Genomic DNA, 18,370 nt, shown 5'->3' with positions numbered 1-18,370 from the left:
GCCGAGCGAAACGAGGGCAGCCGTGGCCATCACCATCGAGATCGATCACGCCAAGACGCGGCGCATGGCGCAGGGCCAGAGCCCAAGCAAGGGCCAGGGTCAGGCCCGCGGCCCGGCACGGTCGTTGCGCAGCGCTGGCGGCCCGGTGGTTCCGCAAGGCGTCAAGGGGCCAATCCGGCGGCTGAAATGGCTGATTCTCGTTCTGACGCTCGCCGTCTACTACATCACGCCGTTCGTCCGCTGGAACCGCGGGCCGAATGCGCCAGGCCAAGCCGTGCTGCTCGATTTCGCCCACGGAAAGCTCTATCTTGGCCCCGCCGAGATCTGGCCGCAGGATCTCTATCTCATCACCGCGGCGATGCTGCTGGCGACGTTCATCCTCGTCCTGGTCAACGCGCTGGCCGGCCGCCTGTGGTGCGGCTTCGCCTGTCCGCAGACGGTGTGGACCGACCTGTTCCTGCTGGTCGAGCGCCTGGTCGAGGGCGACCGCCGGCAGCGGCTGAAGAACGTCGGCGCGCCGCTGACGGCGCGGCGGATCGCACAGATCGCCACCAAGCACGCGCTGTGGATGGCGATCGCGCTCGGCACCGGCGGCACCTTGATCTTCTACTTCACCGATGCGCCGGAGCTGGTGCGCGATGTCCTGCATGGCGAGATGTCGGCGACCGCGCTGACCTGGACCTTGGTGTTCGCCGGCACGACCTATGGCCTCGCCGGTTTCGCGCGCGAGCAGGTCTGCACCTTCATGTGCCCGTGGCCGCGTCTTCAAGGCGCGATCTGGGATCCGGAAGCCTTCACGGTGAACTATCGCGACTATCGCGGCGAGACCCGGATGTCGGCGAAGAAGGCCGCCGAGGCGCGGTCGCAGGGGCTGCCGGCCGGCGATTGCGTCGATTGCGGCGCCTGCGTCGCCGTCTGCCCGATCGGCATCGACATCCGCCAGGGGCCGAGCTTCGCCTGCATCAATTGCGGCCTCTGCGTCGATGCCTGCGACGGCGTGATGGCCAAGCTCGACCGTCCGCGCGGCCTGATCGACTACGAGAGCTGGCGCAACATCGAGCGTGGCCGTGTCGGCGAGCCGCGTGTCTCACGGCTGGTGCGGCCGAAGACGATCGGGCTCGCGCTCGCCTGCGTCGCTGTGGCCGGCGTGATCGCTGTTTCGTTCGTCACGAAGACCACCGCCGTGCTGTCGGTGCAGCATGATCGCGATCCGATGTCGGTGCGGCTGTCGGATGGCTCGGTGCGCAACGGCTACACGGTGAAGCTGCTCAACAAGTCGTCCGCCGTGCAGAGCTTCAGGCTCGGCATCAGCGGCATCGATGCGGCGCTCGCCATCGTCGGCCATGCGGCGGCGGATGCGATCGAGGTCGAGCCGGACGGCTCGGAGGCGCTGCGGGTGACGCTGACCATGCCCGAGTCTGTGGATGCCGATGTTACCTTCCAGGCGGTCGATGCCAACGGCCAGGTCGTGCTGACCGCGCGCGACCGCTTCGTGAACCGGTAGAGGAGGGCCTACAGATAGGATTTCGGCAGCAGCATGTGGATGCCCTTGTTGCCGTCGACCAGCTGGGTGACGCGCAGATTGCCGGCCAGCGAGCACAGCATGTAGGCCTGGTTGCGCGACAGGTTGGTGCGGGCGCAGACGTGCTTGACCATCTCGCGCACCGCCTGCTTGGCGGCGTCATCGAGATCCTCGTCGAGGCCGATCGACATCAGGTGGGTGGCGTTCTCGGCGAACGGCCAGGTGATGTCCATGTCCTTGCGCACGGTGAGGCGGAAGGTGCCGGTGACGCCGGTCTCGAGCGCGGTGATGCAAACCTCGCCGTCCGCCGTGATCGGCCGCTATGCCTCGGTGCGCTACGGGCGCTGACTGATCCTGCTTCTTCTGGCGTGATCATCGGTCGGATCGCTCCGGCCGATGATCTGCTGATTGCTGCAAGCTCACGTCGCGAGCTGATTGCCGATCGGCAATGCGCGCAGGCGCTTGCCGGTGGCGGCAAAGATCGCGTTGGCGAGCGCCGGCGCGAATGGCGGCACGCCCGGCTCGCCGACGCCGCTCGGCGGCGTGTCGGGATCAACGGGCACGATGTGCACGTTGGTGACCAGCGGCGCCTCGTCGATTCGGACCACCGGATGGTCGTCGAAGTTGCGCTGCTGCACCCGGCCATTCTTGAAGCTGATCTCGCCATATTTGGCGAGGCTCAGCCCCATGATCGCGGCGCCTTCGAGCTGCGAGGCGATGCGCTCGGGGTTGACGAAGGTGCCGCAGTCGATCGCGGTGTCGACCTGATGCACCACGAGCTTGCCCTTGTCGTCGACCGACACCTCCACGATGGTGGCGATGTAGCTGACGAAGCTGCGATGCGCGGCGATGCCGAGGCCGTGGCCCTTGGGCACCGAGCGGCCCCAATTGCCCTTCTCGGCCACGAACTCGACGACGCGGCGCAGCCGGCCGGTGTCGATCGGATAGCTCTCGTAGGGCTCGCCGTAGTTCCAGAGATCCTTCACCGAGGCGAGCTTCAGGACGCGCGGAGTGCCGATCAGATCGAGCAGCGTGTCCTTCTGGTCGCGGCCGGTCGCGTGCGCGATCTCGCCGACCATCGACTGCACGGCGAAGGCGCGCGGGATGTTGGAGACCGAGCGGAACCAGCCGATGCGGGTCATCGCCTTGGCGGCGGGATTCTCACATTGGATGTTGGCGATCTCGAACGGCATGTCGACGAGGCCCATGCCGAGCTCGAACGGCGCGGCATGATCGGCGCCCGCCGCGAAGGTCGACAGGATGGTTGGCGCGGCGCTGCGGTGGCGCCAGGCCACCACCTTGCCGCTCTTGTCGAGCCCGGCTTCGATGCGCTCCACCGACACGGTGTGCAGGAAATCGTGATGGAGGTCGTCATCGCGCGTCCACTGCACCTTGACCGGTGCGCCCAGCGTCTTCGACAGCAGGGCAGCCTCGAGCGCGAAGTCGCATTTGGACTTCCGCCCGAACCCGCCGCCGAGCAGGGTGACGTTGACGGTCACGTTCTCCGGCGGGATCTGCAGCGTCTTGGCGACATCCTCGTGCGTGCCGCCGGGGCTCTGCACAGGCGCCCAGATCTCGGCCTTGTCGCCCTTGACGTCGGCGACCGCGACCGGCGGCTCCATGCTGGCATGGGCGAAATGCGGCAGATAGTACTCGCCGGTGATCACCTTGTCGGCCGACTTCAGCGCGGCCTCGACGTCGCCTTCCTCGCGTACGACGAGGCCCGGCTGGCGCGCGGCGGCCTCGAGCTCGGCCCGATAGGCGACAGAGTCGTAGCTCGCATTGGCGCCGTCGTCCCACTCGATCTTGAGCACGTCGCGGCCCTTGATCGCGGCGCCGGTGTTGCGCGCGATCACCGCGACGCCGCCAAGCGGCTGGAACTTCGACGGCCAGGGCCAGCCCTTGACCTCGATCACCTGCTCGACGCCGGGCACCTTCAGCGCCTCGGCCGGATCGAACGACTTGACCTTGCCGCCGGTCACCGGTGGCCGGGCGATGACCGCGTATTTCATGCCGGGCAGGCGGACATCGGCGCCGTAGCGCGCCTTGCCGACGGTGATGTCGTGCAGATCGACGATGCTGACCTGACCCTTGCCGAGATAGCGGAAGTCCTTCGGCGATTTCAGCTGCACAGTGTCAACCGCAGGCACCGGCAGACTGGCGGCATCGGCCGCGAGCTCGCCGAAGCCGAGGCGGCGGCCGCTGGCGCTGTGCACGACCTCATGATTGACGGCTTTCACTTCGCTCGGCGGCACGCCGAGGCGCTGGGCCGCCGCGGCTTCGAGCATCGCCCGCGCCATGGCGCCGATCTGTCGCATCGGCAGCAGATAATGCCGCGTGCTGCGCGAACCGTCGGTATCCTGGTTGCCGAACTTCACCTCGTCGCCGGGGGCCTGCACGACGCGCACGCGCGACCAGTCGGCTTCCATCTCCTCCGCCACGATCAGCGGCAGGCTGGTACGCACGCCTGTGCCCATCTCGGAGCGGTGGGCGAGGATCGACACGATGCCGTCGCGGGCGATCGAAACGAAAACCTTGGGATCGACCACGGTGCCGTGCGGCATCTTGCCGGCGCCGGTTTCATAGGCGGCAAACGCCGGGCGCGACAGCAAGGGAGCCGCGAGCACGAACCCGCCCGCGAGGCCCAGCGTCTGCAGGATGGTACGGCGCGAGACGTTCTCGACCTTGAGATGGCGCTCGAAGCCGCGGCGAGACGCGGACTTTGCGATGTCGGGATTTGCGATGATGTTCATGATCACACCCCCGTCGAGGCCAGATGGACCGCATTCTCGATGCGCTGATAGCAGCCGCAGCGGCAGATGTTGCCGGCCATCGCATCCCTGATCTGGTCATGCGACGGTTTGGGATTCTCGTTCAAGAGTGCGGCCGCTTGCATGATCTGCCCGGCCTGGCAGAAGCCGCATTGCGGCACGTTGACCTGCCGCCATGCCTTCTGCACCGGATGATCTCCGGTCGGATGCAGACCTTCGATGGTGGTGACCTCTCGTCCCGCGACATCCGACACTGCGGTGATGCAGGCGCGCGCCGCTTCCTTGTCGACTATCACGGTGCAGGCGCCGCACAGCGCTGCGCCGCACCCGTATTTCGTTCCGGTCAAACCCAGCTCGTCGCGCAGATACCACAGCAGCGGCAGGCTCGGATCGCCATCCCAGCTCTGCTCCTGTCCGTTGATTTTCACCTTGATCATGTTCGCCCTCGCTCTGTCGGACCAATGGTCGCTGGTTCTGATCGTTGGTGGACGCGCGCGGGACCACATGTCCTTACGTGCACGCGCCGGATCAATTGAGAGTTGTCGGAAGACTACTGATGATAGCAGACCGGGACAGGCATCGGTCTACACAGGCGCGTGTGGTGTCAGAGCAGACGAGCGCTGCGCGTGCAGCCCGCTGCAATGCAAATACGGAACAATGGGCGATGCGCCGACGACAATGGCGGCCGCCTGACCAAAGCGGCGACAAAAAAAGAATGCCTCGCCGGCGTGGGGCAGGCGAGGCACCAAGTCTTCAGGAAGGAACGCTTCAGTTGTACGCTTGGTCCGTGGCGGCCGTCAGGCCGCCTTTGCTTTCGCCACGTGGGTGGCAATCGCATCCATCAGGGCCGGCGACAGGCAGTCATAGGGCTCGAGCCCCAGCTCCTTCAATCGCGCCCGAATCTCGCCCATCTGTTCCGGCTTCACGCCCGACTCGATCACCGAGGAGACGAAGGCCGCAAAGCCCGGCGCGGCCGAACCCTGCTCCTGGAACAGCTCGGGGTGAATGAAGTCGAGGCCGTAGAACGGGTGGCCCGTGTTCTCGATGCGGCCATACATATGCGTGCCGCAGCCGGTGCAGGCATAGCGCTGGATGACGGCGGAGGGATCGACGATCTTGAGCTTGTCGCCGTTCTCCAGCACCGTGACGTTCTGCCGCGGCACCACGGCAACGACCGAGAAGGTCGCGCCGGAGGGCTTCCAGCATTTGGTGCAGCCGCACGCGTGGTTATGCGCGACATCGCCCTTGATGCCGACCTTGACCGGCCGGTCGTGGCATTTGCAGACCAGCGTGCCGCCGGCGAAATGGCCGCTTCCCTGTTTGACGCCGTTATCGACGGACGGATGGATGTGGACAGTCATGGCGCAATCCTCCTCAGTTTTGCGTGCTTGGGGTCAGAACACGACGACGGAACGGATCGATTTGCCCTCATGCATCAGGTCGAAGCCCTTGTTGATGTCTTCGAGCTTGAGCGTGTGGGTGATCATCGGGTCGATTTCGATCTTCCCGTTCATGTACCAGTCGACGATCTTGGGAACGTCGGTGCGCCCGCGCGCGCCGCCGAACGCCGTGCCCTTCCAGACGCGTCCGGTGACGAGCTGGAATGGGCGGGTCGCGATCTCCTTGCCGGCCTCGGCGACACCGATGATGATCGATTCGCCCCAGCCGCGATGGCAGGCTTCCAGCGCCTGGCGCATCACCGTGGTATTGCCGGTGCAGTCGAAGGTGTAGTCGGCACCGCCGTCGGTCAGCGCGACCAGGTGCTGGACGATGTCGCCGGTCACCTTCTTCGGGTTGACGAAATGGGTCATGCCGAAGCGGCGGCCCCATTCCTCCTTGCTGTCATTGAGGTCAACGCCGATGATCTTGTCGGCCCCCGCCATCCTGGCGCCCTGAATGACATTGAGCCCGATGCCGCCGAGGCCGAACACCACGACGTTCGAGCCGGGCGTGACCTTGGCCGTGTTGACGACCGCGCCGACGCCGGTGGTGACACCGCAGCCGATATAGCAGCTCTTGTCGAAGGGCGCGTCCTCGCGGATCTTGGCGACCGCGATCTCCGGCAACACGGTGAAGTTGGAGAAGGTCGAGCAGCCCATGTAGTGGTAGATGGCCTGGCCCTTGTAGCTGAAGCGCGACGTGCCGTCGGGCATCAGGCCCTTGCCCTGCGTGGCGCGGATCGCGGTGCAGAGATTGGTCTTGCGGCTGAGGCAGCTCTTGCACTGGCGGCATTCCGGTGTGTAGAGCGGAATGACGTGGTCGCCGGGCTTGACCGAGGTCACGCCCGGGCCGACCTCGCGCACGATGCCGGCGCCCTCATGGCCGAGGATCGAGGGGAAGATGCCCTCGCTGTCGAAACCGTCGAGCGTGTAGGCATCGGTGTGGCAGATGCCGGTGGCCTTGATCTCGACCAGTACCTCGCCGGCCTTCGGCCCTTCGAGGTCGACCTCGACGATCTCCAGCGGCTTCTTGGCTTCGAAAGCGACCGCGGCGCGCGTCTTCATGTCTCAAACTCCTCTTTCATTCTCTTGAGCCCGCGACGCTGCCCAGGGAAACTGTTCAGCCGCGGTCCCCGTCGTCAGTCATTTCTTGCCCATGCAGGAGTTCTCCGCTTCCGTATAGGCTGGCGGTTTGTCCTCGTGCTTGGCCGGGCGAACGCGTCCTACCGCGTCATTGCCGCGGGCACGCAGGTAGATGTAGAGGTCGTCCATGTAGCAGGCCACGTTCGGATTGTCGCCGAAAGCCGGCATGACGTTCTCCTGGGACGTGCTGACATTCTTGCGGCCGCTGGCGATGACACCGATGAAATCGCCGTAGCTCATGGTCTTGACCGAGTCCTTCAGCGCAGGCGCATAAGTCGATCCCATGCCGTCGGGCCCGTGGCAGACGTGGCATTCGGAATGATAGCGGCGGTATCCGGAGTAGGTGTACCAGTCGACCGATCCGTCGGCGCCCACCTTGTAGGTCGGATTGCCATCCTTATCGAAGTACTTCCCGTCCTCGGACTTGACGGCCGCAGGATCTCCCGGACTTTCCGCCCAGGCATTTTCGGCGACAGTCATCCCGCCGGTTGCCAGGAACAGAGCCGTGGCGACCGCAAACCAGATTCTACGCAAGGGCGTTTTCCCATAATTTTTTGGAACAGGCGAACCGGCGCATGGACGAGATCCATGCGCCGGAGGCAGGTACCTGGCTTACTGCGGCAGCGAGAACACGGTGAGCGCGCCGCCGAGAGCGGTGTAGTTGCTCAGCGCGGCATAGCCGCCGACGGCACCGAGACCGGCAGTCGGATCGGTCAGACCCGCCGCGAGACCAATGCCGGCCCAGCCACCGACACCCGAGAGGACGGCGACGTACTGCTTGCCGTTCGCCTCGTAGGTCGTGACGTTGCCGATGATGCCGGACGGGGTCTTGAACTTGTAGAGCTCCTTGCCCGTCTTGGCATCGACCGCCTTGAGGTAGCCTTCGAGCGTTCCGTAGAATACCACGCCGCCGGCCGTCGCGAGCGCACCCGACCACACCGAGAACGGCTCCTTGTTCGACCAGGCGATCTTGCCGGTCTTGCCGTCCCAGGCGATGAAGTTGCCCATATGGGTCTCACCCGCCGGCGGATACATCGACAGGGTTGCGCCGACATAGGGCTGACCTGCGGTGTAGCTCACCTTGAAGGGCTCGTAGTCCATGCAGACATGGTTGGTGGGCACGTAGAACAGTTGCGTGTCCGGCGAGTAGGCCGCCGGCTGCTCGTCCTTGGTGCCCAGCGCCGCCGGGCAGATGCCCTTGGTGTTGACGTCCTCACCCTGCTTGTCGGTCGAGTACTGATCGACGACCTTGGGACGGCCGTAGGTCGCAGAGTTCTTGTCCATGTCGACGCCGGTGGTCCAGTTCACCTTCGGGTCGAACTTCTCGGCAACGAGCAACTCGCCCGTGGCACGGTCGAGCGTATAGCCGAGGCCGTTACGATCGAAGTGCGTGAGCAGCTTGCGCGGTTGGCCGTTGATGGACTGGTCGGACAGGATCATCTCGTTGACGCCGTCATAGTCCCACTCGTCGTGGGGCGTCATCTGATAGACCCACTTCGCGACGCCGGTGTCGGCATGGCGGGCGAAGATTGTCATCGACCACTTGTTGTCGCCGGGACGCTGCTTCGGATTCCAGGTCGAGGGATTGCCCGACCCGTAATAGACCATGTCGAGCTGCGGATCGTAGGAGATCCAGCCCCAGGTGCAGCCGCCGCCGGTCTTCCACTGATCGCCTTGCCAGGTCTTCAGGCTCGAGTCCTTGCCGACCGGCTTGCCGAGCGCCGTGGTGTTGGCGTCGAACAGGATCTGGTCATCCGGACCTTCGGAGTACGCCTTCCAGACCTGCTTGCCGCTCTTGATATCGTAAGCGGTCATGCTGCACTGGACGCCGAACTCGCCGCCGGACGTGCCGACCAACACCTTGTCCTTCACCACGAGCGGAGCCGAGGTTCCGGTCTGTCCCTTGCTCGGATCGCCATTGACGGCGGTCCAGACGTGCTGGCCGGTCTTGGCGTCGATCGCCACCAGCTTGTCGTCGGCCTGATGCAGGAAGATCTTGCCGTCCCCATAGGCGACGCCGCGGTTGACGGTGTCGCAGCACATCACCGGAATGACGTTCGGATCCTGCTTGGGCTCGTACTTCCAGACGATCTTGTTGTCCTGCGCGAGATCGAGCGCATACACCTTGTTCGGGAACGGCGTATGCACATACATCAAGTTGCCGATGATGAGCGGTCCGCCTTCGTGGCCGCGCAGCACGCCGGTGGAGAAGGTCCACGCGACCTGCAGCTTGCCGACGTTCTGAGCGTTGATCTGATTGAGCTTGGAGTAACGCGTATTGGCGTAGTCTCCCGCCGGCATCACCCAGTCCTTCGGGTTGGCCGACATCTTGACCAGCTCTTCACTGGCCCACGCGCCACCCGCGGCAAGCGCCGCGACTGACGTCAGACATGTTGCGAGTAGCACTCTTCGCATCGTCTTTCCTCCCGGGTTCAACTGAGGTTCCGCAGCACGCGGCCCAGTATTCGTTTTCGGCATCATTGAATATCCACTTCTCGACCGGGAAACTTGCCCAAAAGAGAAAAGAGCTTGCTCAAGAGTGAAGCGAATAGAAGTTTTTGAAGGAGATTTTGCTTTGCTGGTCCGCAACATGAGCGCCATTCTTGCTGCGGAGCATCAATTTGCAGCACCGCGGTTCCACCGAAGGTTGACGTTTCCCTTGACCTTACAGAGACGAAGGCGGAGGATCATCCGGGGGAAGTTATGGAACGAAGTGCGCCGCGAAAGCCGCGGCCTTAAAATGGGAGCAATCTTGCTACAGTCTCGTTCGCCGTCCGGCGGCGGACCCGTTGCGTTTCGATCATGAATCGGTGGATGAAACATGTCCGACACGATCCGCTCGCTTAATACTTCGGGATTCTCACCGAAGAGCCAGATCCAGCGTTGGTCAGATGCACTGACCGACCTGTGCGGACGTTTCGATGTCGATCCGCTGGAGGGCGCCTCATTCGAGGGGCGCATCAATTTCACGACGGTGTCGCGCCTGAAGCTCTGCCAGATCGAGGCCAGCCAGCACCGTATTGCGCATACCTATGCGCGTGCGCAAAAGGCCGCACATCCCTACATCAAGATCTTGTTCCAGACCTATGGAACGTCCTATTTCGAGCAGGATGGCCGCCAGATCGAGATCGGCCCGGGCGATTGTCTCGCCTATGACGTCTCGTTACCGCACACCATCATCAGCCCCGCGCTGACCCGCCATGACGTCGTGATCGTGCCGAAGGAGCTATTGCAGGAACGCGGCTTCCGGTCGGAAAAGATGCCTGCATACAAGCTGTCTGCGCGGAGCGGGACCGGTCGGATTGCGCATGACGTCACCCATGCCGCGTTCGATGAGGCGACCCGGCTTTCGCCCAACTCGGCTGTCAGCGTCGCCGAATCGCTCATCGATCTGTTGCTGTTGCCGCTGCGTGAAGCCGATCGAATGCTGGATCGGGCGGGACCCGAGGCGGTCTATATCCGCGCTCAAGCCTTCATCCGCGAGCATCTGCGCGATCCCGATCTGTGCATCGATCAGATTTCGGCGGCTCTGGGGTGCACCAAGCGCTACCTTCACATGGTGTTCAGCGACCGTGGCATGACGGTCAGCGACTACATCTGGCGGGCCCGGCTTCAGCATTGCCGGCAGGAACTGGAGACGCAGAGCGGCAAGACCATCACTGATGTCGCGTTCTCGTGGGGTTTTTCGAGTTCGTCGCACTTCAGCCGTGTCTTCCGCAAATATTTCGGCGTCGTGCCGTCGTCGGTTCATAAGACTGCGGCCCGCTGAGCGGTCGTGAGGTAGCCGCGCTAGCGTGCGCCGCTCCGGATGATCCTCTGGAATGCATCACCGAGAATCACCGGCTCGCGCGGTGGAAGGTAGGTCAGTCCGGCGGACCGACCGAGATTCGCCAGGGCCCCGGAAGCGTCGAGTTCCGTCAAGGCCTTGTCGACCGATGCGATGAGTTCGGCCGAACTGGTCAGCCCGACATAACCGCGGTTCACGCCGATCGGATAGCTGTAGCCCGACCCGCCGAGCCTGGTGTCGGGATGAGCCGCCCGATACGCATCGAAACGTCTGCCATCGAGCAGGGTCGCATCGAACTTGCCCTGTTCGAGCGCCCCGAGCAGATCATCCCGCGTGGGAATCAAATGCGTGATGTCGTCGATCAGCCGTCCCTTGTCGAACGTCATCAGGATTGCATCCGCCAACGTGCCGCTCTCGATTGCCAGCCGCAGCCCTGCCAGGTCGCCGATGTCGGTAATCGGGCGCTGTTTCGCGGAAGGTCCGAGAACGACGGTCAGTGTTGAGAACATGTATGGCTTGCTCGGCATCAGCGTGCCGAGCGGAACGCGGCGGCGGCGGTCGTCGCGGGTGGCGCCATCGAAGTCCGGCAGCTTGGCTGTCTTGACGCCGGGCGCGACCAATCCGTCCTGGGTGAACGCATAGCTGCCGAGCAGCGAGCAGCGTCCGTCCGAGAGCAGTGCGTTCGCCTCCAGCGCTGGACTGGAATCTTCGTCCAATTTGCTTTCGTACCACTGGATCTCGAGCTTTCTGCCAAGGCGGTCGGCGATTGCCTGACCGAGCAGGACGTCGAAACCGTTGCCGGGCTTGCCACGATGATGGACCGAGAGCGGCGGAAGATTTTCGTCAAGGCAGATGCGCAGCACGTCGTCAGCGGCTAAGGCGGCTGACGACACTGTCGAGATCATCAAGGCAGTCAGCCAACGGCAGAGATGGCGCATCACTGCGCTCTCCGGCTCGAGACATAGGCCCACAGCGCGGTGATCTCGTCATCGCTGAGAATGTCGCCCCAGGGCGGCATGCGACCGTTCTTGCCCTGCTTCACCGTGGTGACGAAACGAGGCTGGTCATCGGGAAACCGACGCAGGTCGGGCGTCACCGTGCCGGAGTTCACCATGTTGGGGCCGTGGCAGTGCGAGCACTTCTGAGCGAACGTCGTCTTGCCGATGTCCAGCTGGCTATGTGCGGCGCTGCCATCTTGTTGTTGGGCGAGGGCAGTCGTCGACAGGACGGCCGACATCGCCACGACGGCGGCGAAGGCCGCCGCCGCTTTCATGAACATGTTCTGTCTCACGGGCAATCCGCACTCAGTTCTTGACCGCGAAGACCCACAGCGAGCCGCCTGCCGGAACGTTGGCGAGGCGCTCGTCACCGGAGAACAGTGAGTAGACGCCGCCGTAGCCTGAGGTGACGGCGACATACTGCACGCCATCCTGCTGCCAGGTGACGGGCTGGCCTTCGATGCCGGAGCCGGTCTGGAACTGCCACAGCTTCTTGCCGCTGTCGGCGTCGAAAGCCTCGAACTCGCCGGTCAGCTTGCCCGAGAACACCACGCCGCCTGCCGTGGACAGCACGCCGGAGAAGCGCGGGATGTCGCTCGGCTGCTCCCACTTGGTCTTGCCGGTCATCGGATCGATGGCCTTGAGCTGACCGCGCGGCCCTTCCGGCCAATCCCACAGATCCGTCAGGTCCATGCCCAGGTACCACTCGCCGGCCTTGTAGGTCGCAGGCTCGGTCTTGTAGTGGCCGCCGAACACGAGCGTGTTGGCGTAGGCCAACCCGGTTTGCGGATTGAACGACATCGGCTCCCAGTTCTTGCCGCCGAGAATCGACGGATAGACCGTGACCTTCTTGCCCTCGCGGGCATCGCGCGTCACATCGGTCTCGACCGGCTTGCCCGTCTTCAGGTCGATGCTGGAGGCCCAGTTCACCTTCACATAGGGGTTGGCCGCGAGCAGCTTCCCATTGGTGCGATCGAGCACATAGAAGAAGCCATTGCGGTTGGCGTTCATCAGCACCTTGGTCTGCTTACCCTCGACGTTCATGTCGGCGAGCACCATCTCCGCGACCGCGTCGTAGTCGAACGGATTGTTCGGCGAGAACTGGAAGTGCCACTTCATCTTGCCGGTCTTCGGATCGAGCGCGAGCACCGAGCAGGTGTAGAGGTTGTCGCCCGGGCGCACCGCCGCGTTGAACGGTCCGGGATTACCGACGCCCCAGAACACGGTGTTCTGCTCGGGATCGTAGGAGCCGGTGATCCAGGTCGAGCCGCCGCCCAGCTTCCAGGTGTCGCCCTTCCAGGTGTCGCCGCCGGGTTCATCCGGGCTTGGGACCGTGTGTGTGCGCCACAAATGCTTGCCCGTCGCCGGATCCCAACCATCGATGAAGCCGCGGGTGCCGAACTCGGCGCCGGAGATGCCAGTCAGTACGACGCCGTCGGCGACCAGCGGCGCGACGGTCATCGAGTAGCCTTCCTTGATGTCAGCGGCCTTCTGACGCCACAGCTCCTTGCCGGTCTTGGCATCGAGCGCAATCACGTTGGCATCGAGCGTGGTCCGGAACACCTTGCCGTCGTACAGCGCGGCGCCGCGATTGATGATGCCGCAACAGACCACGCGCGGCGTCTCGGCGGGATAGTCGATCTTGCTTTTCCAGATCTGCTTGCCGGTCTTGGCGTCGACGGCCATCGTCGCATTGTGGGTCGTGACGTAGAGCACGCCCTGGTACACCAGCGGCTGCGACTCCTCACTGCGGTCATCGGCGAAACTGTAGTTCCAGACCGGCACCAGGTTCTTGGCGTTGTCCTTGTTGATCTGGGTGAGCGGGCTGAACCGCTGCAGATTGTAGCCCATGCCGTAGTTGAGAACGTTCGCCGTATCAGTTGCACCCTTGACCAACTGATCGGCGCTCTGCGCGCTTGCACCATGTGATGCAAAAATAGCGAGGCCTGCGGCCAGCGCGATCCGCTTCATTCATTTCCTCCGAGATTTTTATGCGCGCCTATCCTGACGCTGCGGGCACAACACTCCGCTCGAAATCGGGAACCGTCAATACGAAAAGGTGGCAACCGCCCTCTGCGCATCGGGAAGCCGTCCTCGTTCGATCGGGACAGAGCAGCCGATCCCCGTTGTCTCTGCTCGCGGATCTGGGTCGGCATGATCGCACCGCTCCGATGTTGCGTTGCGGCACAAACATTGCTTCGCCGCATCATGCCGGGATAACAGAGGAGTAGGCGGATGAGACGAACCATCCTTTGGCTCGGCATGCTTTGTTGCCTTTGGGTGAGTGCGAGTGCGCGTGATCTCGGTCAGTGGGGAGCGGTCGATCCTGCATTGCGTCAATGGTACGAGGCGCTGATGCAGCCTGACGTGCCGACGGCATCGTGCTGCGGTGAGGCCGACGCCTACTTTGCCGATGAGATCCATGTCCGCGACGGCAAGACCTATGTCATCATTACCGATGACCGTCCCGATGAGCCGCGTGGCCGCCCGCATATCGATGTCGGTACCGAGATCGAGGTCCCCGATCACAAGCTGAAGTGGGACAGGGGAAATCCGACGGGGCACGGCATCATCTTCCTGAGCCGCAATCGGTATGTGTTCTGCTACGTGCAGCCGGGCGGTGCGTGAGGGAAGATGCCGTCCCGCTCAGGGGCAACGTCCTACGAGGATTGAGGCGGAACGGCGTCCAGCCAGGCGGCTGGATTTTGTTTCATTCAATCGATCGACAACCGCTGGGGAAATGCTCCACGGTTGTGGAGCCTTGCGTTCCCCCCGATGCGGTCCTAGCTTCGATGTTGGCGCGAGCAATGCGTCAGTCAATGATAGTCGAACTTGGGAGCTTGAAATGGCCTGGAAGACACCGAAGATCGTCGAAGTGCCGGTTGGCATGGAAATCAACATGTACGCCTGTGCTGCGCGCAAGTAACGCGTAGCGATCTGCCAAGCCACGAGGAGCGCAATTCGCTTCTGACTGGCTTGGCGGATCCATTCGATGGACGGTCCGCGAGATCGTCCCGGCGACCGGCCTCTCGGCCGATCGGGTATGACGGGCACACCGCCGAACGTTGGTGACGATCAAACGTCCTGCGTGTCGAAGATATACAGGTCGACGCCGCCATCGGCGAAGTTGGGCAGATCGCCCGCCGCCGCCTTGCCTTCGGCAGAGCCCATTCCCGCCTGCAGCGCCTGCATCGAATCGAATATCAGGGTGGCAACGAGGTGGATGTTGGTGGCTCCCGCCGGCCCATTCACCGGGCCCCGGCTGATATCGTAGCTCTTCAGACCGGGAATCTTCTTCGCCAGCGGCACATGGACGTTCATATAGTGTTTGTCGAACGCCTCGGCGCTCTTGGGGGTCTTGTAGAGTACGAGAACCTTGGGCATCTGCTTCCTCCGCATTCGCTCTTTTGAGGTCGATCGACCGCTTCCATTGCAGCCGATCTGCCGGTTCGGATCAAGCGTCAGGGGCGGCTTCGCCCAGGGATAGTCGTTCCAGCCTTGGTTCCGCTGCATAATTTGTTGCGCGAGGAGAAACTGATGCAGCCGGATGTCGTAGTTTCAGATAAGCTGTTTCAGGCTTATCGAAGGACAACGAGCCATGAGCTCCATCGATCTCGTCATCACCGTTTGCGCAGTCCTGTCTCCGGCCACCTGCGAGGAGCAGCATCTCGTTTTCGCGGATGGCGGCGCCTCGCTGCAGCAATGCGCGATGAAGGCGCCGCCCTACATCGCCCAGTGGATCGGCGAGCACCCGAAATGGACTGCAGTGCGATGGCGCTGCGAATATCCCCACAGCAACGACAAGGCCTGAGGCCGGCTTGGCCGTCGGCACGCTGGCTGCTTACTTCGTGCACTCCTCGAGGTCCTTGTCGGCGACCGAAACCACGGCGTCGGCCTTGATCTCGAGGCCGCGAACAATGCACTGCCGCTCGCCGGCATAGCTCACCTTGGCGTCGTACCGCCCAGGCTCGACTCCGGTGAGCTTCAGCCGTTCGTCGTGATCGAGCTCCTTGTCCTTGTCGTTCAGCGTCTGATTCGGTCCCCAATTGTTCTGGCCAGCCGGGGAGAGCTGAAAGCCGGTCATCGTTGCGGTGGTCAGATTCCAGAGCCGAATGCCCTTGCTTTGTGCGGCGGCCGCGAGCGGGGTGCCGAACAGAATGATCGCCGTCACGGCGAATGCGCGTCTCATGGCGTTTTCCCTGGGGTCCGATGTCCGTTGCCATGACTATGACACGGAAAAATCCAGTCGCGCCACATCGGCCTTGATTGTCGCGACCACGTCGTTGTTGCGCTGCGCGCGCGGCAGGTCGATCGGGACTGAATGAAGCAGGCGGGCAGGGCGTGAGGACAGCAGGAAGATCCGGTCGCCGAGCCGTGCCGCGTCGTCCATGCTGTGCGTGACTAGCAGCGTGATCATGGGGCGCGAGGCCACGAGCGTCGCGATCTCCTCGCGCAGCCGCGCGGCGAGCGCGTCGTCGAGCGAAGCCAGCGGCTCGTCGAGAATCAGGAAATCCGGCTCGACCGCAAAGGCGCGCGCCAGCGCGACACGGCGGGCGAGGCCGAGCGACAACTCGCCTGGAAAATGGCTGCGATGTCCCTCGAGCTCGAGCACGCCGAAGATGGCGGCCAGCCTGTCCTCCGCGACATCGGGCGCTGCCAGCCGGACGTTGGCCTCGACGGATCGCCACGGCAGCAGCCGCGGCTCCTGGAACACCATCGCCAGCCGGGCTCCCTCGGGCCGCGATACATGGCCCTGATAGTCGCTGTCCAGACCGGCGAGGATCCGCAGCATCGTGCTCTTGCCGCAGCCGGAGGGGCCGACGACGACGCCGACCTCGCCCCGCTGCAGCGCAAAGGCAATGCCCGCGATCACCTCCTGGCGCTTGCCATTGGCGCTGGTGTAGCTCTTCGACCTGATATCGACCTCAAGCCGCACGGAGCCGCCACCTCGATGCACGCTGCTCGAACGGCTGGACGATAACGGCCTCGATCACCAGCACCACGGCGGCAAAGCTGAGCGAGTAGGCGAGCAGCAGCGGAATGTCGAACAGCTGGAAGGCGACGCCGATCTCGAAGCCGATGCCGTTGGGCCGTCCGAGCAGTTCGGCGACCAGCACGATCTTCCAGACCAATGAAAGGCCGGAGCGCGCGGCCGCCGCAATATAAGGTGCAAGCTGCGGCAGCAGGACATGGCGGAGGATGCGTCCGCGCGAAAAGGCAAACACCTTGGCCATCTCGTCGAGCGATGGATCGAGCGCGCGGGCGCCTTCGCGCAAGGTGACGACGGCGGTCGGCAGCTTGTTGATCGCGATCGCCGTGATCGCAGCGACCTCGGTGAGACCGGCCCAGATATAGGCGAGCACGATCACCACCAGCGCGGGCAGATTGAGCAGCAGGATCAGCCAGGGATCGCCAAGGCGGTTGGCGAGCTGGCTGCGCCCCATCAAAAAGCCGATTGCCGAGCCGAGTGCCATTGACAGAGTGAAAGCGAGGGCGACGCGGGCGAGCGTTGCGCCGAGATGCAGAAACAGCGCGCCGGACCGCGCTTCCGTCACCGCAACCGCAAGCACGGCCGATGGCAATGGCAGCTTGGCGCTGCCGGCGACAGCCGCGGCAATCCACCAGGTGGCGAGCAGAAGCGCAAAGGACAACAAGCGCAGCACTAATCCCTCGCATCCGCCCTGTAGTAGGTGCCGGGACTGAGCTCTGGAGATGGGCCGACCAGATCGCGGCCGCCGATCGAAGCCAGCACGCTGTAGAGGATGCGGGCGTCGGCCTCTTCCTCGGCGATCGGCCGGTGCGGAATGCCCTCGCGATAGCGGTCGCGATAGGCGCGCAACGTCGCCTCATCAGGCGCGCCGGTCAGCGGCGCGATCGTCTGCCAGTCGGCATCCGACGTCGCCAGGATCTCCTTGGCCTTGGCCGTGACGGACAGGAACCGTGTCACGAGATCGCGATGCTTGGCGGCCCAGTCCTCGTCGAAGACGTAGCCGATCATCGCGGTGCGGCCCTTGGCGCCGAACGGCGGCAGCAGGTCCTCGACGCCGGCAAGCCGGCGGAAGCCCTTGGCCTCCAGCGCTGCGCAGAAATTCCAGTAGTTCAAGCCCGCATCCATCTCGCCGTCGGCCAGCTTGGCGGCCAGCAGCGGCGGCGCGCCGTAGGTGATCGTCGCCTGCGATTTCAGATCGACGCCGTCGCGCTTGAGCGTGGCCTGCAGCAGCAGCCAGCTCTTGTCGAGCGGGCCGCCGGCCACCGCGAGCTTGCGTCCCTTCAGATCGGCAAGCGTCTTGATCGGTGAGGTCGCCGGCACCATCACGGCGCCGAGCGCGCTCGAATAGGGATAGAAGGTGAGCTTGGCGCCGAGCGCACGCTCGCGCGACACCCACAGCCAGTCCGACACCATGATGTCGGCGTTGCCGGCCCGCAGCGCGATCTTGCCGGCCTCCGGGCTCGCGAGCTCGATCGCCTCGATCGCGATATCCGCCTGCTTGTCGAGCTGGCGGGCGCGGATCACGGCCAGCTCCCAGGCGAAGGTGCCGGTCTTTTGCACCGCAACCTTGACGGCCTCGGCGGCGCAGCATGCCGTGACCGGCAGCAGGGCGCAGGCGACAATCGCCATCAACAAACGACCGATCTGCGTCATGAGCCCGTCTGCATTTCCTCGAGATGTGTTCTTTTCAGCCTCATTCCCTTAGCATAGCTTCGGCTGC

General features: G+C 64.0%; 19 protein-coding genes and 1 pseudogene. 5 read left to right on the top strand and 15 right to left on the bottom strand.

Annotation, left to right across the window (positions count from 1 at the left end; genetic code table 11):
- The first annotated feature begins 22 nt into the window (after positions 1–22).
- Positions 23–1,504: a cytochrome c oxidase accessory protein CcoG gene (ccoG, locus tag ACQR13_RS23665; RefSeq protein WP_434863282.1), complete on the top strand. Its 1,482-nt coding sequence runs from the start codon at positions 23–25 to the stop codon at positions 1,502–1,504.
- Between the two features lie 8 nt (positions 1,505–1,512).
- Here ccoG and ACQR13_RS23660 read toward each other — a convergent pair.
- The 7 genes and pseudogenes from ACQR13_RS23660 to xoxF5 form a co-directional block, all read right to left on the bottom strand.
- Positions 1,513–1,836: pseudogene (locus tag ACQR13_RS23660) on the bottom strand (acetamidase/formamidase family protein); the annotation flags it as partial.
- Positions 1,837–1,941: 105 nt separating this feature from the next.
- Positions 1,942–4,275: a molybdopterin cofactor-binding domain-containing protein gene (locus tag ACQR13_RS23655; RefSeq protein ID WP_434841399.1), complete on the bottom strand. Its 2,334-nt coding sequence runs from the start codon at positions 4,273–4,275 to the stop codon at positions 1,942–1,944.
- 2 nt (positions 4,276–4,277) lie between these two features.
- The gene (locus ACQR13_RS23650) at positions 4,278–4,730 is read right to left on the bottom strand and encodes a (2Fe-2S)-binding protein (protein ID WP_315741262.1); all 453 of its coding nucleotides are present in this window, start codon (positions 4,728–4,730) and stop codon (positions 4,278–4,280) included.
- Positions 4,731–5,090: 360 nt separating this feature from the next.
- Positions 5,091–5,654 (bottom strand): S-(hydroxymethyl)glutathione synthase, encoded by a 564-nt coding sequence (gene gfa / locus ACQR13_RS23645; RefSeq protein WP_315713222.1) that lies wholly within the window; start codon positions 5,652–5,654, stop codon positions 5,091–5,093.
- Positions 5,655–5,687: 33 nt separating this feature from the next.
- A complete protein-coding gene (locus tag ACQR13_RS23640) occupies positions 5,688–6,797 on the bottom strand; it encodes an S-(hydroxymethyl)glutathione dehydrogenase/class III alcohol dehydrogenase (RefSeq protein WP_315752806.1) in 1,110 nt (369 codons plus the stop codon).
- Positions 6,798–6,875: 78 nt separating this feature from the next.
- Positions 6,876–7,355, bottom strand: coding sequence for a c-type cytochrome, methanol metabolism-related (locus tag ACQR13_RS23635; RefSeq protein ID WP_315713645.1), 480 nt, complete (start codon positions 7,353–7,355; stop codon positions 6,876–6,878).
- Positions 7,356–7,487: 132 nt separating this feature from the next.
- Positions 7,488–9,290, bottom strand: coding sequence for a lanthanide-dependent methanol dehydrogenase XoxF5 (gene xoxF5, locus ACQR13_RS23630; protein ID WP_316192880.1), 1,803 nt, complete (start codon positions 9,288–9,290; stop codon positions 7,488–7,490).
- 406 nt (positions 9,291–9,696) lie between these two features.
- Between xoxF5 and ACQR13_RS23625 the strand changes: the two genes are divergently transcribed.
- Complete coding sequence (locus ACQR13_RS23625) at positions 9,697–10,644, top strand: helix-turn-helix domain-containing protein (RefSeq protein ID WP_315713217.1); 948 nt, start codon at positions 9,697–9,699, stop codon at positions 10,642–10,644.
- A 20-nt stretch (positions 10,645–10,664) separates the two neighbouring features.
- Here the strand turns inward: ACQR13_RS23625 and ACQR13_RS23620 are convergent, their stop codons facing one another.
- From ACQR13_RS23620 to ACQR13_RS23610, 3 genes are read right to left on the bottom strand one after another with little or no spacing between them, the layout of a single operon-like run.
- A complete protein-coding gene (locus tag ACQR13_RS23620; RefSeq protein WP_315825463.1) occupies positions 10,665–11,600 on the bottom strand; it encodes a substrate-binding periplasmic protein in 936 nt (311 codons plus the stop codon).
- Complete coding sequence (locus ACQR13_RS23615; protein WP_434863281.1) at positions 11,600–11,941, bottom strand: c-type cytochrome; 342 nt, start codon at positions 11,939–11,941, stop codon at positions 11,600–11,602. The genes ACQR13_RS23620 and ACQR13_RS23615 overlap by 1 nt, the downstream gene beginning before the upstream one ends.
- Positions 11,942–11,966: 25 nt before the next feature.
- The gene (locus tag ACQR13_RS23610; protein ID WP_315752807.1) at positions 11,967–13,631 is read right to left on the bottom strand and encodes a methanol/ethanol family PQQ-dependent dehydrogenase; all 1,665 of its coding nucleotides are present in this window, start codon (positions 13,629–13,631) and stop codon (positions 11,967–11,969) included.
- 384 nt (positions 13,632–14,015) lie between these two features.
- Between ACQR13_RS23610 and ACQR13_RS23605 the strand changes: the two genes are divergently transcribed.
- Together ACQR13_RS23605 and pqqA are read left to right on the top strand one after the other, a co-directional pair.
- Positions 14,016–14,288 carry a hypothetical protein gene (locus ACQR13_RS23605; protein WP_315752808.1) on the top strand — a complete coding sequence of 91 codons (273 nt, stop codon included), beginning with the start codon at positions 14,016–14,018 and terminating at the stop codon, positions 14,286–14,288.
- 217 nt (positions 14,289–14,505) lie between these two features.
- Complete coding sequence (gene pqqA, locus ACQR13_RS23600; RefSeq protein WP_009031067.1) at positions 14,506–14,586, top strand: pyrroloquinoline quinone precursor peptide PqqA; 81 nt, start codon at positions 14,506–14,508, stop codon at positions 14,584–14,586.
- A 149-nt stretch (positions 14,587–14,735) separates the two neighbouring features.
- Here pqqA and ACQR13_RS23595 read toward each other — a convergent pair whose 3' ends face one another.
- A complete protein-coding gene (locus ACQR13_RS23595; RefSeq protein ID WP_315713209.1) occupies positions 14,736–15,044 on the bottom strand; it encodes an EthD family reductase in 309 nt (102 codons plus the stop codon).
- A 214-nt stretch (positions 15,045–15,258) separates the two neighbouring features.
- Here ACQR13_RS23595 and ACQR13_RS23590 point away from each other — a divergent pair, with 214 nt between their 5' ends.
- Positions 15,259–15,471, top strand: a complete 213-nt coding sequence (locus ACQR13_RS23590; protein ID WP_315713207.1) for a hypothetical protein — start codon at positions 15,259–15,261, stop codon at positions 15,469–15,471.
- A 30-nt stretch (positions 15,472–15,501) separates the two neighbouring features.
- On the opposite strand, the gene ACQR13_RS23585 is transcribed toward ACQR13_RS23590, so the two are convergent.
- Genes ACQR13_RS23585 through ACQR13_RS23570 form a run of 4 tightly spaced genes read right to left on the bottom strand, consistent with a single transcriptional unit; the run spans position 15,502 to position 18,303 of the window.
- Positions 15,502–15,849, bottom strand: coding sequence for a hypothetical protein (locus tag ACQR13_RS23585; protein ID WP_434863280.1), 348 nt, complete (start codon positions 15,847–15,849; stop codon positions 15,502–15,504).
- A 36-nt stretch (positions 15,850–15,885) separates the two neighbouring features.
- The gene (locus ACQR13_RS23580) at positions 15,886–16,596 is read right to left on the bottom strand and encodes an ABC transporter ATP-binding protein (protein WP_316166051.1); all 711 of its coding nucleotides are present in this window, start codon (positions 16,594–16,596) and stop codon (positions 15,886–15,888) included.
- Positions 16,586–17,323, bottom strand: coding sequence for an ABC transporter permease (locus ACQR13_RS23575; protein ID WP_315810548.1), 738 nt, complete (start codon positions 17,321–17,323; stop codon positions 16,586–16,588). The genes ACQR13_RS23580 and ACQR13_RS23575 overlap by 11 nt, the downstream gene beginning before the upstream one ends.
- Complete coding sequence (locus ACQR13_RS23570; protein ID WP_316166053.1) at positions 17,323–18,303, bottom strand: ABC transporter substrate-binding protein; 981 nt, start codon at positions 18,301–18,303, stop codon at positions 17,323–17,325. The genes ACQR13_RS23575 and ACQR13_RS23570 overlap by 1 nt, the downstream gene beginning before the upstream one ends.
- Between the last annotated feature and the right edge of the window lie 67 nt (positions 18,304–18,370).

This window comes from Bradyrhizobium sp. HKCCYLRH3059, from assembly GCF_051168035.1.
Taxonomy (GTDB): Bacteria; Pseudomonadota; Alphaproteobacteria; order Rhizobiales; family Xanthobacteraceae; genus Bradyrhizobium.
The sequence above is the reverse complement of the archived record's forward strand: the minus strand, read 5'-3'. Positions and strand labels throughout refer to the sequence as shown.